The organism is Acidovorax sp. (genome assembly GCF_046294525.1).
In the GTDB taxonomy this organism is placed as follows: Bacteria; Pseudomonadota; Gammaproteobacteria; order Burkholderiales; family Burkholderiaceae_C; genus Acidovorax.
In genome coordinates this window covers 1-14,148 of sequence record NZ_JBKBKQ010000018.1, presented here as the reverse complement: position 1 = coordinate 14,148, position 14,148 = coordinate 1, and the positions used below count along the sequence as shown (strand labels likewise).

The window sequence follows — 14,148 nt, the reverse complement described above, 5'->3', positions numbered from 1 at the left end:
GCAGCGTCTGCGCCGCTGCCAAAGAAATGGTTTTGGCGAAACCACTTTTTGCAGCGCTGCACTTCGCTTTGCTCCGTTATGCGCTGGGCGGGACGTAGCCCGCCGCGGCGTCTGCACCGCCGCCGAAAAAGTGGTTTTCCATCTGGCGGGCCAGGTATTGGCGGGCGCGGGCGTCGGCCAGGTTCAGGCGGTTTTCATTGACCAGCATGGTCTGGTGCTTGAGCCAGTCGGCCCAGGCTTGCTTGCTGACGTTTTCCCAGATGCGCTTGCCCAGCTCGCCCGGGTAGGGCGGAAAGTCCAGGCCTTCTGCCTCTTGGCCGAGTTTGATGCATTGGACGGTGCGTGCCATGGTGTTTCCTTCTCGTGATGGGGTGGATGCGAAGGCTGCGCGGGTCAGTCTTCAGATGTTTTAGGTATAAAGAACTGAAATCTCAGTAGTTCCAGTTTTGAAGACGGCCTTCCAGAATGCGTTTCATCGGTGTCTGGCACCGCAACACATTCACAAAAGAGGCTCTTCCATGAACTTTCGCCGCGACTTTATCAAGTTTCCCTTCGCCGCCGCCCTGGTGGGCAGTTTGGCCCTGACGGCATTGCCGTCGCTCGCCCAGTCGGTGACGCTGCTCAATGTGTCGTACGACCCCACCCGCGAGCTGTACGTGGACTTCAACCAGGCTTTTGCCAAGCACTGGAAGGCCAAGACCGGCCAGGACGTGACCATCAAGCAAAGCCACGGCGGATCGGGCAAGCAGGCGCGCTCCATCATCGACGGGCTGGAGGCCGATGTGGCCACGCTGGCCCTGGCGGGCGACACCGACGCGCTGCACACCAACGGCGGCTGGATCCCCAAGGACTGGCAAAAGCGCCTGCCGCACAACAGCTCCCCCTACACCTCCACCATCGTGCTGGTGGTGCGCCAGGGCAACCCCAAGGGCATCAAGGACTGGGACGACCTGGTGCGCGCCGACGTGAAGGTGATCACGCCCAACCCCAAGACCTCGGGCGGCGCGCGCTGGAACTACCTGGCCGCGTGGGAATTCGCCAAGCGCAAGTACGGTGGCGACGCCAAGGCCAAGGAGTTCGTGGCCAAGCTGTATGGCAACGTGCCTGCGCTGGACACCGGCGCGCGCGGCTCCACCATCACGTTCGCGCAGCGCAACCAGGGCGACGTGCTGATTGCGTGGGAGAACGAGGCCTACCTGCTGGAAAAGGAATTCGGCGCCAAGTTCGACGTGATCGCGCCGTCGATCTCCATCCTGGCCGAACCCGCTGTGACGGTGGTGGACAAGAACGTGGACAAGAAGGGCACCCGCGCCGTGGCCGAGGCGTACCTGCAGTACCTCTACACCGAGGAAGGCCAGGACATTGCGGGCAAGCACTTCTACCGCCCCGCTGTCTCTGACAAAGCCAAGGCCAAGTACGCCAAGCAGTTCCCCAAGCTGAATCTGTTCACCATCAACGACGCGTTCGGTGGCTGGGACAAGGCGGCCAAGGACCACTTTGCCGACAACGCGAGCTTTGACCAGATCTTCACGCGCAAGTAAGTAAGCCAGCAAGCCCGCCCGCCTCTGTGCGCGGGTGGAAGGCGTCCCAGTCTCCATGAACAAAACCCAGCCCGGGCGGGCCGGGTAGGGCGCTGTACGTCCTTCTTATTAGAAAAAACAGCCTTCTGCGCGCTTCCATCAAGCGCTGATAGCTATCAAAACAGTAGTAGTCAAGGAATCCACACCATGTCCGCCTTGCTCATCGCTGGCAGCCCCTCCGAGCGTTCCCGCTCCGCCGCCTTGCTGGATGCCGTGGCCCAGCGCCTTTCGGTGCGCGGTGCGCTGGTGGACCGCATCCACATCCGCGACCTCTCGCCCCAGGCGCTGCTGCTGGCCGACTTTGGCCACCCCACGGTGGTGCATGCCATCGACCAGGTGGCCGATGCCAGCGTGCTGGTGGTGGCCACCCCGGTCTACAAGGCGGCTTACAGCGGTGTGCTCAAGGTGTTTCTGGACCTGCTGCCGCAAACGGCCCTCAAGGGCAAGACCGTGTTGCCCCTGGCCACGGGCGGCAGCCCGCACCACATGCTGGCGCTCGACTACGCGCTGCGCCCCGTGCTTCAGTCGCTGGGTGCCAAAAGCATCCTGCCTGGCATTTACGCCACCGATGCCCAGGTCACGCTGACGCCCGAGGGCCGCTACCACGTGCAGGCCGACATTGCCGCCCGGCTGGACGATGCGGTGAACGTGCTGGTGACCGAAACCCTGCGCCCGTCGCCCGCCCAGGCCACGCGGTTTGCGCCGGTGCCGTTCTCGCAGGTGCGATGTAGCGTCTGACACCGGCCTGGCGCTGCGGCCCTGCCGTGGTGCCAGCGCCTGCCTTCCTACCCCTTCGTCTTTTTTTGATTTTGTTGCTGCGCCGGGTGCGCGGGCAGGGCGGTGTGCCGCCTGCTGCCAACCCAGTCCGGTCGTCAGTCCCTCACCTGTTTTGAATCTGGAATCCGCACCATGAACGAACTGAACCGCTTCTCCCTGCAACGCCGCCAACTGCTGGCTGCGGTTGCTGCCAGCACCGCAGCAGTCGCAGCGCCCCAGGCCTGGTCGCAAAACGCTGGCCGCGTGCTGCGCGTGGGCCACCAAAAGGGCTGGCTCTCCATCCTCAAGGGCCGCGGCACGCTCGAAAAGCGCCTGGCCCCGCTGGGCGTGAAGGTGACCTGGACAGAGTTCAACGCCGGCCCCGTGCAGCTTGAAGCCCTCAATGTCGGCTCCATCGACTTCGGCGACGTGGGCGAAGCCCCGCCCATCTTTGCCCAGGCGGCAGGCGCCCCGCTGGTCTATGCCGGTGCCACTGTGCCGCGCCCCGCACTGGAGGCCGTGGTCGTGCCCAAGGATTCGCCCATCCGCAGCGTGGCCGACCTCAAGGGCAAGCGCGTGGCCTACAACAAGGGCTCCAACGTGCAGTATTTCCTGGTCAAGCTGCTCGAGAAGAACGGCCTGAAATACGGCGACGTGCGATCCATCTTCCTGGCCCCGGCCGACGCGCGGGCCGCGTTTGAACGCGGCGCGATCGATGCCTGGATCATCTGGGACCCCTTCCTCGCCGCCGCGCAAAAGCAGCTCGACGCGCGCCTGCTGGTCGATGCCACGGGCGTGGTCAACAACCGCGCCTACTACTTCACCTCGCGCGACTTCGCTACCAAGAACGCCGACGTATTGCGCATCGCCATCGAAGAGGTCAATGCCATCGACACCTGGGCGTCCAAGAACAAGGAAGCCGCTGCTGCCGAGCTGTCGTCCGTGCTGGGCCTGGACAAATCCATCACCGACCTGTACCTGAGCCGCGCCCGCTTCGGCACCGCGCCCGTCACGCGCGAGATCCTGGCCGAGCAGCAGGCGATTGCCGACACCTTCTTCGACCTCAAGCTCATCCCCAAGAAGCTCAACCTGCTACACGCCGCGCCGGTGGATCTGCTGTGACCCGGGCCATGAAAGGACACATCGCCATGACCCACCTCACCGTCAACGCAGAGCGCCGCCGCGCACTGCAGCTGCTGGGCGTTACCGCTTTCAGCTGGGCGCTGGCCGGCCGCTATGCCCACGCGCAAAGCGCCGCCGTGCAAGGGCCTGAGCAACTGCGCATTGGTTATCAGAAGTCGCCCGTCAACCTCGTCATCCTGAAGCAGCAGGGCGTGCTGGAAAAGCGCTTTCCGGGCACGCGAATCAGCTGGCTGGAGTTCCCGGCTGGGCCGCAGCTGCTGGAGGCGCTGTCGGTTGGCAGCCTCGAATTCGGCCTGACCGGCGACTCGCCCCCCGTGTTTGCCCAGGCCGCTGGCAAAGACCTGCTCTACGTGGGCGCCGAGCCACCCAAGCCCGACAGCTCCGCGCTGCTGGTGCTCCAGGACTCGCCCTTGCGCACCCTGTCCGACCTCAAGGGCCGCCGCATTGCCGTGCAAAAGGGCAGCAGCGCCCACTACCTGCTGGTGCGCGCGGTGGACAAGGCCGGCCTGCAGTGGTCCGACATGCAGCCCGTTTACCTGGCCCCGGCCGATGCCCGCGCCGCGTTCGAGCGCAAAAGCGTGGACGCCTGGGCCATCTGGGACCCGTTCTACGCCGCCACCGAACTGGCCATCCAGCCCCGGGTCCTTGCGACCGGCCGCGACCTGGCCAGCAGCAACAACTCGTTTTACCTGGCGGCCCGCCCGTTTGTGCAAGCCCACCCGCAGGTGCTGCGCGTGCTGTTTGAAGAGCTCAGCCGCGCCGACCGCCTGGCGCAAGAGGCGCGCAAGGATGCGATCAAGCTCATTGCCGACTTCAGTGGCCTGGACGCGGGTGTCGTGAGCCTGTTCATCCAGCGCCGTCCGTCGTCGCCCGTGGGGCTGCTGGGCAAGGACACCGTGGCCGACCAGCAGCGCGTGGCCGATGCGTTTTTCAAGCTCGGCCTGATTCCCAAACCCGTGAACGTGGCGGACATCGTGTGGCGGCCTGATGCCCGGTCCTGATTTTTTGCTCGATCCAACTTCTCAGAGGTCTTCATGAAAATTTTCTGGTTCATCCCCACCCACGGCGACAGCCGCTACCTTGGCACCGCCAAAGGCGCCCGCCAGCTCAACCACGACTACCTCAAGCAGGTCGCCATCGCTGCCGACAGCCTGGGCTACGAAGGTGTGCTCATCCCCACCGGCCGCTCGTGCGAAGACCCGTGGGTGGTGGCCGCCAGCCTGCTGCCCGTCACGCGCAACCTCAAGTTCCTGGTCGCAGTGCGCCCCGGCCTGCACCAGCCCGCGCTGGCTGCACGCATGGCGGCCACGTTCGATCGCCTGTCCGGCGGGCGCCTGCTCATCAACCTGGTCACCGGCGGCGATCAGGCCGAGCTGGAGGGCGACGGCGTGTTCCTGGACCACGCCACACGCTACGCACAGTCTGCCGAGTTCATCCGCATCTGGCGCGAGATCCTCACGCGCAGCCACCGCGGCGAAGCGCTGGACTACGAAGGCCAGCACCTGTCGGTGAAAGGGGCCAAGCTGCTGTTTCCGCCCGTGCAGCATCCGCACCCGCCGGTGTACTTTGGCGGATCGTCCGCCGCCGCGCACGACCTGGCGGCCGAGCAGGTCGAGACCTACCTCACCTGGGGCGAGCCACCGGCCGAAGTGGCGAAGAAGGTGGCGGACGTGCGCGCCCGGGCCGCAAAACATGGCCGCACCGTCAACTTCGGCATCCGCCTGCACGTGATCGTGCGCGAGACCGAAGAACAGGCCTGGGCCGCCGCCGAGGAACTCATCAGCCATGTGACCGACGACACCGTGGTGCGCGCCCAGGCCGTGTTTGCGCGCATGGACTCCGAGGGCCAGCGGCGCATGGCCTCCCTTCATGCGGGCGGCGCCAAGCGCAGCCGCAAGGACCTGGAGATCAGCCCCAACCTGTGGGCGGGCGTGGGCCTGGTGCGTGGTGGCGCGGGCACCGCCCTGGTGGGCGACCCCCAGACCGTGGCTGCGCGCATCGAGGAATACGCCGCGCTGGGGCTGGACACTTTTGTGCTGTCGGGCTACCCGCACCTGGACGAGGCCTACCGCTTTGCCGAGCTGGTGTTCCCGCTGCTGCCCCTGCCGTTGCGCAACCAGCTGGCCAGCGGCAACCCCTTGTTTGGCAACCCGCTGGGCCCGTTTGGCGAAACCGTGGCCAACGACTTTGTGCCGCGCGCGTCGCAAAGCTGATTCATCCCCGAACCGGAACCCGCCATGACACACACCGTAAGAGAACTGCAGGTATCCCCGGTGGCCGACGCCGTGGACCTGCCCATCGAAGGACCGTTGTTGCCCGCACCCGTGACCCGCTTTCTCACCAGCGTCGCACAGCGCCTCCTGCCCTGGGCCGTGCCCATCGGCCTCATCGTGCTGTGGCAGATCGCGTCGTCGCAAGGCTGGCTCTCCACGCGCGTGCTGCCCGCGCCGCTGGAAGTCGTCAAGGCCGCGTGGACGCTTTCCGCGTCGGGCGAGCTGTGGACGCACGTCAAGGTCAGCGCGGGCCGCGCGCTGGCCGGGCTGGCGGTGGGCGGCGGCCTGGGGCTGCTGCTGGGGCTGCTGCTGGGGCTGCTGCTGGGGCTGCTCACCGGCTCCATCAAGCTGTTCGAGACGCTGCTCGACTCCACCATCCAGATGGTGCGCAACATCCCTGCGCTGGCGCTGATTCCGCTGGTGATCCTGTGGTTCGGCATCGACGAGTCGGCCAAGCTGTTCCTCATCAGCGTGTCGGTGTTCTTCCCGATCTACCTCAACACCTTCCACGGCATCCGCAACGTGGATGCGGGGCTGATCGAGATGGGCCGCACGTATGGCCTCGGCCGCTGGCAGCTCTACAAGCAAATCATCCTGCCGGGTGCGCTCTCCAGCATCCTGGTGGGGCTGCGCTTCTCGCTCGGTTTGATGTGGGTGATCCTGATCGTGGCGGAGACCATCTCGGCGCAGGCGGGCATCGGCTACCTCACGATGAACGCGCGCGAGTTTCTGCAGACCGACATCGTGCTCGTGGGCATCCTGCTGTATGCGCTGCTGGGCAAGCTGGCGGATGTGTTTGCCAAAGGCCTCGAACGGTACTGGCTGCGCTGGCATCCCGGTTATCAGACATGAGCATCCCCCTGAGCGGCGACCGCTCGGTGCAGCCGCCAGAGGCGGCAGCCCCTCGGACTGTCCAAGCCTGCGCGGGCAGGCTTGGAGCCGTAGTCCTCGGCCCCTTCTCTCTACGCGCTGCGCGCTACGGGAAGGGGGACGACGCCAGCGCGGCGGGGCGGCCCTTGCGCGGCGTCCCTGGCATTGGGCCCCGCCCAGCGCAGTCATTGCACCCAGATACTCACTTTTTTATAGCTGCTAGCGCTTGATGGACAGGCGCAGGAGGCCATTTTGACCAATAAATCATCTCAACAACCCCAAGGCGTGCGCCTGGAAGTGAGCGGCGTGGACAAACGCTACGGCACGCGCGACGTGCTCAAGAAGGCGGAGCTGGTCATCGCGCCTGGCGAGTTCGTTGCCATCGTGGGCCGCAGCGGCTGCGGCAAGAGCACGCTGCTGCGGCTGGTGGCGGGGCTGGAGCCGGCGTCGGCTGGCGACATCCGCATCGACGGCAACCGCGTGGACGGCCTGCAAAGCGGCAGCACCCGCATCATGTTCCAGGACGCGCGCCTCTTGCCCTGGAAGCGCGTGCAGGACAACGTGGCCCTGGGCCTGCCGCCCGAGCGGCGCGGCGCCGCGGCCGACGTGCTGGCCCGCGTGGGCCTGGGCGACCGGCTGGGCGAATGGCCCGCACGCCTGTCCGGCGGCCAGCGCCAGCGCGTGGCCCTGGCGCGTGCGCTGGTGCACGACCCGCGCCTGCTGCTGCTCGACGAACCCCTGGGCGCGCTCGACGCGCTCACCCGCATCGAGATGCACCGCCTCATCGAAGGCCTGTGGCGCCAGTCGGGCTTCACCGCGCTGCTGGTCACCCACGACGTGCAAGAGGCCGTGGCCCTGGCCGACCGCGTGATCCTGATCGAAGACGGCCAGATTGCGCTGGACCAGCGCATAGCCCTGCCGCGCCCGCGCGTGCACGGCGATGCAGCGTTCGCCCAGCTTGAAAAGCGCATCCTCGACCGCGTGCTGCAAAAGCCCGATGTGGAGCCCACCCCCGAACCCACCTGGCCCGGCGTGCCTGCGCATGGGCTGCGCTGGGCAGTGTGAATGAAAGAAGCACCCCTGAGTCGCTTCGCACCTTCCCCCTCTCCTCCGGGAGGGGAACGCCACCGGTGGCCTGGCAAAGCCAGTTCCACGGTGGCACTGGCCTGGAGCGTGCCAGTTCCGAGCGCAGCGTTCAACGCTGAGTGATCCGGAATTCCTCATTGTTTTCGTCAACGGACTTTTTTTAGGAGAACCCCATGTCCATCCAAGCCATCAACGTACGCAACCAGTTCAAGGGCAAAGTGCGCGAGATCATTCGCGGCGATGTTGTCTCCGAGGTCGATGTCGAAACCCCCTGGGGCATCGTCACTTCCGTCATCACCACCCGCTCGGTGGACGACCTGGGCCTGGCCGTGGGCTCCGACGTGGTCGCGCTGGTCAAGTCCACCGAGGTGTCCATCGCCAAGCTGTGATCTGACGCGGGCTGTGTGCGCGGCTTCAAGGTGGCCGAGACCAGCGTGCCCCGACCCTCGTCAGAAATCGCAGGGCCAGGCCGCAGGGTATCTGGCAAGAACCCTGGGGCTATTGCCCCCGAAACAGCCCGCGTTGCCTACACTCGGCCCATGACGACCCTTCTGGTTTGCCCTTTTACTGCCCTGGCTGCGCTGCCCCGCGCAGCGGCCTGTGCGCGAGCGGTGGCCAAGAAGAACGCGCGTCGTCAACTGACGCCAGCACATTCCTGAGCCCGGCGGCACATCTCTCCTCCTCATCCCTTTCAGCGCAAACCATCTACCGCCGGGCACCAGCCAGGCGCGGTAGCGGCCGCCTTGTTTGCATGGGCACGGCCGCATTCGATGGAGTGCTTTCATGCATGCAATGGTTAACGTTCACGGCGAGCGGATGCTCACCGATCTGGATTTTTCGCGTCTGACAAAACTGGTGGGTCATCACGTTCCTCCTGTGTTGGAGCATCTGCTTGCCAATGCAGACATCACCAGCTCCCGCGCGGTGCAGCCCGATGTGGTCACGATGTATTCCCGCGTTGAGCTGGTGGACGCGCACACCCACCGGCGCCAGGTACTTACGGTCTGCTATCCGCAGGACGCCGAACCCGCAGCAGGTTTCATCTCGGTGCTCTCGCCCGTGGGTATCAGCCTGCTGGGTCTGAAGGTGGGAGATGTCGCCAAGTGGCAGACGCCCCATGGCGAAGAGTGCGCTGCCATGATTGAGAGCATCCAGTTCCAACCCGAAGCCACGGGTGACTACGTCACGTAGTCCGTACCTCTAGCCTGCGGCCCGCCCCCGGCTGCGCTCCCCATCCCTGCCATTGCCCCGGCGCCGTCTCGCAGCGGCGTTGCGGGACAGCTGCGCGCTGTGCACTCAGAAAGGACGTTCTCACATGACCCCTCGCTCCATCCTTGCCGTGACCGATTTCTCTGAACAGGGAGGGCACGCCCTGGCCCGTGCCGCGCTGCTCTGTGCGCAGCACCGCGCCGCATTGCAGTTGGTCTACCTCGCACAGCCGGGCGAGCTTGCCCCTCCCGACGTGGCCGTGCGCTTGTCGCACCATGCGCTTCAGCTCAGGCAACGCCATCAGGTTCCCGTTCATGCCATAACGCGCGTGGATTGCACAGTGGCCGATATCTCCCGCGCGGCAGCGGGGCACGATCTGGTGGTGTGGGGCACGGCACCGCTGCGCGGGCTGCGGGCCTGGTGGGGCGTGCATCCGGCCATCCACCTGCTGCGTGATTGCCAGCGTCCCGTGGTCGCGGTGTGCACCGCAGCGGCCTACCCATACCGGAGTCTGCTGGTGGCCGTGGACTTTTCAGATGCGTCGCACCGCATGGTCGAGCTGGGCCTGGCGCTCGATCCCAGCGCACGCGTGGAACTGTTCCATGCCATCAGCACCGCCAACGAGGGCAAGCTGCGGTATGCCGAAGTGTCTGAGCGAGCCATCCGGCGCTACCGCGAGCAGTGCAGGCGCCATGCGCAAGACAGGATGTTCACGCTGACCGACTCGTACGATGCACGGCGCAACCGGCTTTCATCCTCCATCGGTCGTGGCGACCCAGCACGAGAGGTGTTGGTGGCTCAGCAGCACGCAGGTGCTGACCTGATCGTGGTGGGCAAACATACCGCGTCCCTGTGGGCAGACTTGCTCCTCGAGAGCGTTGCGCAACGCATCCTGCGCAGGGCCTGCGCAGATGTGCTGATGGTGCCCCATGGTTTTCAGCCCGCGTCCCGCTGTGCAGCCATCGAACGACTCGCTACCGACATGCCAGTGCGCCGTGTCAAGGCGGGTGCGCCACGCCCGCCTAGCCATCCCAACCCGGCTGCGGTGTGGGGTGGCGCATGACGCGGGGGGGGCGGCCACGGTTCTCTGCGGGAAGTGGGTGGACGCGGGCGCTGCAGATTTGTGCAGGGTTTGGCTGACCCCTGCGGCAGCCCAGGGATGTTCAACCTTGCCGCGCCAGCAGCCGCAGCACATCTGCCAGGTCATACGGCTTGGCCAGCACCTGCACCCCTGGCATCGCCACGCTGTGTTCTGAATAGCCTGTGGCCAGCACCATCTTCACGTGGGGGAAGCGGCTGACCACCGCACGGGCCAGGTCGATGCCGTTGAGGGCGCCGGGCATCACCACGTCCGAGAAAACGTAGTCCACGGCCTTGCCGGTCTCCAGGTGCGCCAGTGCAGCATCGGCGCTTTCCGCCATGACCACGGTGAGGCCTGCGGCTTCCAGGGCGGGGGCAACGCTTTCGCGCACCAGCGGGTCGTCTTCCACAAACAGCAGGGTGCCTCGGGCTTTGAGCGCCGCGTCGGCCCCCCGCGCGTTGGATGAGTGCACAGCGCCATCGACGCCTTGAGCGCGCGGCAGAAAGATGTCCACCCGCGTGCCTTCGCCCACCCGGCTGTGCAGCACAAGCGCGCCGCCGGATTGCTTGGCAAAACCAAAGGCTTGCGGCAGGCCGAGGCCCGTGCCCTGGCCAACCTTCTTGGTGGTGAAGAAGGGGTCCAGCGCCTTGGCCATGACCTCCTCCGTCATGCCAATCCCCGAGTCCGCCACGCTCACGCAAACGTAGTCGCCGGGCGGCAGGCCTGCGGTGGGCACCACGGCCTCTTCATTGCGCACCTGCACGCGGATGGCCCCGCCGGCGGGCATGGCGTCCTTGGCATTGATGGCCAGGTTGAGGAAGGCCAGCTCGAACTGCGTGGGATCGATCGTCACCGGCCACAGGTCTTCGTCCACCGCAATGTCCAGCGCGATGCTTGCGGGCAGTACGTTGTCAACCAGCTGACGGAACTCGTGGATCTGCTTGTGCAGGCTCACCGTTTCCAGCCGTGCATCCTGCGTGCGGCCAAACGAGCTGAGCTGGCCCGTCAGCGTCTTGGCGCGCTTGATCGCCTTGGTGCAGGTGTCCAGCAGGCTGTGGACACGTGCGGTGTCGTTGCTGCTCCGCTTGGCCAGCTGGAGCGAGGTGGACAGCGTCTGCAGCAGGTTGTTGAACTCATGCGCGATGCCGCCCGTCAGTCGGCCCAGCGCTTCCATCTTCTGGCTTTGCAGCAGCGCGCGCTGCGCGCGTTCGGTGTCGGCCACCGCCTGGGCAACGCGCAGTTCCATCTCGCGCTGCCCCAGCAGCAGTCGGTTGCTGACCTCGGCCATGCGCATGCCCACCGCATCCACCTCCAAGAGCCCTTGCGAAGAGTAGTGCACCGGGTCGCCGCGGCCCAGCGCCTGCGCGGCGTCCTCCAGCCGCTCCATGCGGTGGATGACGCCCGAGCCGATGCGCCGGGCCAACAGCAGGGCCACCACCAGGAGCAGCAGCGCGGCCGATGCAAAGATGATGGCGCCCCGCACGGCCGAGCTGCGGATCTCGTTCTCTGGGATGCTCAGGATAACGGTCCAGTCCGAACTGGCCACGCGGTGGAAAAACGTCTTCACTTCCACCCCATCCAACGTGACCGAGCGGGTCACGCCTTGAGAGGTCGAGGAAAACAGCCGCTGCAGGCGCTCGTCCGACGAGCGGCCGATAAATTCCGCCGGGTTGCGTGAACGGGCCAGCAGTACGCCCTTGCGGTCCACGATAGCGCCCAGCCACTGCTCGGGCAGCTTCTGCTGGGCCAGCAACGCCTGGATGGCGGCGGCGTTGACGCCCATCACCACAAAGTAGCGGATATCACCGCGTTCGACATACGGGACTTGCACGACAAAGTCATAGCGCTTGCCCAGGGGAGCAAAGAATACGTCCGACACCAAGGGCGTCATGCCCCCGTCGCGCTGCATCAACTCGTTGATACCCGAAGCCCGCTGCGTCGGAAGCGCTGTCCCCAGAGGCACTCGCGTGTTCAGCAGCTGGCGCCCATCGGGGTCGAAGAGGATGATGGTGGTGTCCGGCGTGGGCGCATTCCTCTTGGCAAACTCGTAGAACTGTTCAAGGTCGCCGTTTGCCAGCGACGGGGAGTTGGCAATGGTCCGCAGAATCCTCTGCCGCGACTGCAGTTCGTTGTCCACCAGCAGAGAGAAAGTGCGCGCGGCCTCCTTGAGGCCGGTCTCCTGGGCGTTCTTTTCCTCTTCGTACACGTACCAGATGGCGAGCATGGCGGCGAGGCAGGCTGGCAGCAAAACGGATAGCACAAGGGCGAACAGTTGACTTTTGAAGCGCATGGACAACGATCATCGCCAGAGGCGGAGGTTATAGGGCGGGTATCCCCCCCACTGAAGTCTTTGGATTCAGCTTGGCGAGCGCGCCGCAGGGCTTCAGGCGGCGCCGCCGCCATGTTGAGGTACGTTCAGCGATACGGGCTCCAGCACTGCAAGTCAAAGCAGGCCGGGGAGTCGGTCGGGCGGTGCACGCGACTATAGCTTCCTGCCGCACCCTATTCCCACGCTGCGGACCCGGGGCAGGGCAGGCATCGCCCGGCTTTGGACCTCATGTTCCTGAGGTTGTTAGGAAATCGCCTTCTAACGCTTGTTCAGAAAGCGATAGCAGCTATTAAAAATATAGCTTTTGTTTGTCGTCAGCGCGGCAAACAACCGCTAAACCCGTTCGCCCCCGCAGCCGACACTTCTTTCAGCGTCACCCCTTCCAGCCTGTCGTTCTGGCCCGGCACCTTCGTCAGGCGCTGGCCGTTTTGCCAGCGCCACTGCTGGCCGTCAAAGCTGTAGATGAAGGTGTGCGTGCGGTTGGAGAGCAGGTGCGCGGGCGTGAGGGTGATGGCCTGGGCAGCGGCTTCGGTGGGGGCGTGGGCCTGGGCTTCGTTGTCCTTGATGACGAGCTTGCCCACATAGGGCGTCACGGACGATTCGGTGCGGGTGACTTCGGGCTGGACCAGGGCAGGGCTGTAGCCCGTCAGCGTCCATTCGCCAGGGCCGCTGGGGCGCACGTGGGGCTGGCGGGCGGCGAGGAACTGGGTGCAGGCGCTGGCCAGCGCGGCAAATGATGTCTGGGCCGGGCCGGTGGGCTCGGGCTTGCTGCAGCCTGCCAGCAGCCCCAGGGGCAGGGCGAGCAACAGGGGGGCAGCGCGCACGCGTGTGCGGGTGACAGGCCAGCGGCGGGGCCAGGCGCTGCGGCGCGCGGCGGGTGTGTTGTGCAAGGACCTCATGGGCGGCATTGTGGGCCGGTGGGCGGGCTGGGGCTTGATGGATGTCAAGGGCGTGGCGGTGCGCTGGGGGTGTGCGGGTCTTGCGCTGGCGCGGGTGTGGGCACCAGCGCGGCCGGGTCGCCCTGGTGCCAGCGGTGCAGTGCGGTGGGGTCGGCCAGTGCGGCGAGCACGGCGGCGTTCAGCTCGTGGGCGCTGGCGGGCAGGGGCTGGTCGCGGTAGGCCAGGGCTGTGCCTGCCATCAGGGCTTCGGCGTCCACCAGCAGGCGCAGGTTTTGCGGGATGGTGGCGGATTGTTCTGCGCAGTGTTTGGCTGACAACGAGTGCGCCTTGCGGCAGGCGGCGGGGCGCACGGGGTAGATGCTGCAGCGCTCGTCCACGAGAAAGCTGCAGGCCTGGCGTGCAGGGTTGGTGGGGTTGAGCGCGGCGGTGGTCACATGCCGCTGCAGAGCGCTGAGGGCATCGGCCAATGCCTCTGCTGGCTGGGCACGCAGGTGCTGGGCGATGTTGAAGACCTCGGGCTCGGTCGCTTCGACCCGCAAGTGGCAGCAGTGGGCGCAACCGGCCTGGCAGGCGTGCTGGGGGCCGGTGGCGCGGGCCTGCTCGGCCACGGTGTCCAGGCCCCGATGCAGCTGCGCGATGAAAGCCACGGCGCCATCCGCACCATCGGCGCCCTGGGTCTGCCGCAGCACCTGTGCTGCCCGCTGCCGCACGCGGGCGATGGATTGCAGGAAGGCAGAGCGCTCGTCGTCGGTCAGCATGGGCGGTTCGCGGGGAGTCGGGAAGGTGGCTGTGCCCCGCACCTTAGCAGGCTGTTGAAATTCACTACTTGCCACCGAACGCCCCCGCTTTAAGTTGAAGGCGCTCAGCAAACGGCTTGTTTGACCAACCCTTGATACCGCTTCGCGGTGGGCATCGGCCGCTC

Annotated in this window: 14 protein-coding genes; 10 read left to right on the top strand and 4 right to left on the bottom strand. The window is 66.1% G+C overall.

Annotated elements, in window-relative coordinates; all coding sequences use genetic code 11:
• Positions 1-76 precede the first annotated feature (76 nt).
• Positions 77-349 (bottom strand): oxidative damage protection protein, encoded by a 273-nt coding sequence (locus tag ACK4HJ_RS15985; RefSeq protein ID WP_044400580.1) that lies wholly within the window; start codon positions 347-349, stop codon positions 77-79.
• A 169-nt stretch (positions 350-518) separates the two neighbouring features.
• On the opposite strand from ACK4HJ_RS15985, the gene ACK4HJ_RS15980 reads away from it, so the two are divergent.
• From ACK4HJ_RS15980 to ACK4HJ_RS15935, 10 genes are all read left to right on the top strand, one after another.
• Positions 519-1,541, top strand: coding sequence for a sulfate ABC transporter substrate-binding protein (locus ACK4HJ_RS15980; RefSeq protein WP_409833398.1), 1,023 nt, complete (start codon positions 519-521; stop codon positions 1,539-1,541).
• Positions 1,542-1,727: 186 nt separating this feature from the next.
• Positions 1,728-2,318 carry an NADPH-dependent FMN reductase gene (gene ssuE, locus ACK4HJ_RS15975; RefSeq protein WP_409833397.1) on the top strand — a complete coding sequence of 197 codons (591 nt, stop codon included), beginning with the start codon at positions 1,728-1,730 and terminating at the stop codon, positions 2,316-2,318.
• A gap of 171 nt (positions 2,319-2,489) precedes the next feature.
• Complete coding sequence (locus ACK4HJ_RS15970; RefSeq protein ID WP_409833395.1) at positions 2,490-3,458, top strand: sulfonate ABC transporter substrate-binding protein; 969 nt, start codon at positions 2,490-2,492, stop codon at positions 3,456-3,458.
• Between the two features lie 26 nt (positions 3,459-3,484).
• On the top strand, positions 3,485-4,480 hold the full coding sequence (locus ACK4HJ_RS15965; protein WP_409833393.1) for a sulfonate ABC transporter substrate-binding protein: 996 nt from the start codon (positions 3,485-3,487) through the stop codon (positions 4,478-4,480).
• A gap of 33 nt (positions 4,481-4,513) precedes the next feature.
• Positions 4,514-5,692 (top strand): FMNH2-dependent alkanesulfonate monooxygenase, encoded by a 1,179-nt coding sequence (gene ssuD / locus ACK4HJ_RS15960; protein ID WP_409833391.1) that lies wholly within the window; start codon positions 4,514-4,516, stop codon positions 5,690-5,692.
• Between the two features lie 24 nt (positions 5,693-5,716).
• Complete coding sequence (ssuC, locus tag ACK4HJ_RS15955; RefSeq protein ID WP_409833389.1) at positions 5,717-6,604, top strand: aliphatic sulfonate ABC transporter permease SsuC; 888 nt, start codon at positions 5,717-5,719, stop codon at positions 6,602-6,604.
• A 270-nt stretch (positions 6,605-6,874) separates the two neighbouring features.
• Positions 6,875-7,687 carry an ATP-binding cassette domain-containing protein gene (locus ACK4HJ_RS15950; protein WP_409833387.1) on the top strand — a complete coding sequence of 271 codons (813 nt, stop codon included), beginning with the start codon at positions 6,875-6,877 and terminating at the stop codon, positions 7,685-7,687.
• A 194-nt stretch (positions 7,688-7,881) separates the two neighbouring features.
• Positions 7,882-8,097 (top strand): molybdopterin-binding protein, encoded by a 216-nt coding sequence (locus ACK4HJ_RS15945; RefSeq protein ID WP_094437412.1) that lies wholly within the window; start codon positions 7,882-7,884, stop codon positions 8,095-8,097.
• A 394-nt stretch (positions 8,098-8,491) separates the two neighbouring features.
• Positions 8,492-8,899: a GreA/GreB family elongation factor gene (locus tag ACK4HJ_RS15940; protein ID WP_409833385.1), complete on the top strand. Its 408-nt coding sequence runs from the start codon at positions 8,492-8,494 to the stop codon at positions 8,897-8,899.
• 124 nt (positions 8,900-9,023) lie between these two features.
• Positions 9,024-9,980 (top strand): universal stress protein, encoded by a 957-nt coding sequence (locus ACK4HJ_RS15935; RefSeq protein ID WP_409833383.1) that lies wholly within the window; start codon positions 9,024-9,026, stop codon positions 9,978-9,980.
• A 100-nt stretch (positions 9,981-10,080) separates the two neighbouring features.
• Here the strand turns inward: ACK4HJ_RS15935 and ACK4HJ_RS15930 are convergent, their stop codons facing one another.
• The 3 genes from ACK4HJ_RS15930 to ACK4HJ_RS15920 form a co-directional block, all read right to left on the bottom strand.
• Positions 10,081-12,222, bottom strand: a complete 2,142-nt coding sequence (locus tag ACK4HJ_RS15930) for an ATP-binding protein (protein WP_409833381.1) — start codon at positions 12,220-12,222, stop codon at positions 10,081-10,083.
• A 419-nt stretch (positions 12,223-12,641) separates the two neighbouring features.
• Complete coding sequence (locus ACK4HJ_RS15925) at positions 12,642-13,226, bottom strand: hypothetical protein (protein ID WP_409833379.1); 585 nt, start codon at positions 13,224-13,226, stop codon at positions 12,642-12,644.
• Positions 13,227-13,270: 44 nt separating this feature from the next.
• The gene (locus tag ACK4HJ_RS15920) at positions 13,271-13,984 is read right to left on the bottom strand and encodes a YkgJ family cysteine cluster protein (protein ID WP_409833378.1); all 714 of its coding nucleotides are present in this window, start codon (positions 13,982-13,984) and stop codon (positions 13,271-13,273) included.
• Between the last annotated feature and the right edge of the window lie 164 nt (positions 13,985-14,148).

Excerpts from the sequence above, each read along its gene's own strand:
- ssuE (WP_409833397.1), top strand. The coding sequence starts at position 1,728 with ATGTCCGCCTTGCTCATCGCTGGCAGCCCCTCCGAGCGTTCCCGCTCC.
- ACK4HJ_RS15945 (WP_094437412.1), top strand. The coding sequence starts at position 7,882 with ATGTCCATCCAAGCCATCAACGTACGCAACCAGTTCAAGGGCAAAGTG.
- ACK4HJ_RS15935 (WP_409833383.1), top strand. The coding sequence starts at position 9,024 with ATGACCCCTCGCTCCATCCTTGCCGTGACCGATTTCTCTGAACAGGGA.
- ACK4HJ_RS15930 (WP_409833381.1), bottom strand. The coding sequence starts at position 12,222 with ATGCTCGCCATCTGGTACGTGTACGAAGAGGAAAAGAACGCCCAGGAG.
- ACK4HJ_RS15925 (WP_409833379.1), bottom strand. The coding sequence starts at position 13,226 with ATGAGGTCCTTGCACAACACACCCGCCGCGCGCCGCAGCGCCTGGCCC.
- ACK4HJ_RS15940 (WP_409833385.1), top strand. The coding sequence starts at position 8,492 with ATGCATGCAATGGTTAACGTTCACGGCGAGCGGATGCTCACCGATCTG.
- ACK4HJ_RS15965 (WP_409833393.1), top strand. The coding sequence starts at position 3,485 with ATGACCCACCTCACCGTCAACGCAGAGCGCCGCCGCGCACTGCAGCTG.
- ssuC (WP_409833389.1), top strand. The coding sequence starts at position 5,717 with ATGACACACACCGTAAGAGAACTGCAGGTATCCCCGGTGGCCGACGCC.
- ssuD (WP_409833391.1), top strand. The coding sequence starts at position 4,514 with ATGAAAATTTTCTGGTTCATCCCCACCCACGGCGACAGCCGCTACCTT.
- ACK4HJ_RS15970 (WP_409833395.1), top strand. The coding sequence starts at position 2,490 with ATGAACGAACTGAACCGCTTCTCCCTGCAACGCCGCCAACTGCTGGCT.
- ACK4HJ_RS15985 (WP_044400580.1), bottom strand. The coding sequence starts at position 349 with ATGGCACGCACCGTCCAATGCATCAAACTCGGCCAAGAGGCAGAAGGC.
- ACK4HJ_RS15980 (WP_409833398.1), top strand. The coding sequence starts at position 519 with ATGAACTTTCGCCGCGACTTTATCAAGTTTCCCTTCGCCGCCGCCCTG.
- ACK4HJ_RS15920 (WP_409833378.1), bottom strand. The coding sequence starts at position 13,984 with ATGCTGACCGACGACGAGCGCTCTGCCTTCCTGCAATCCATCGCCCGC.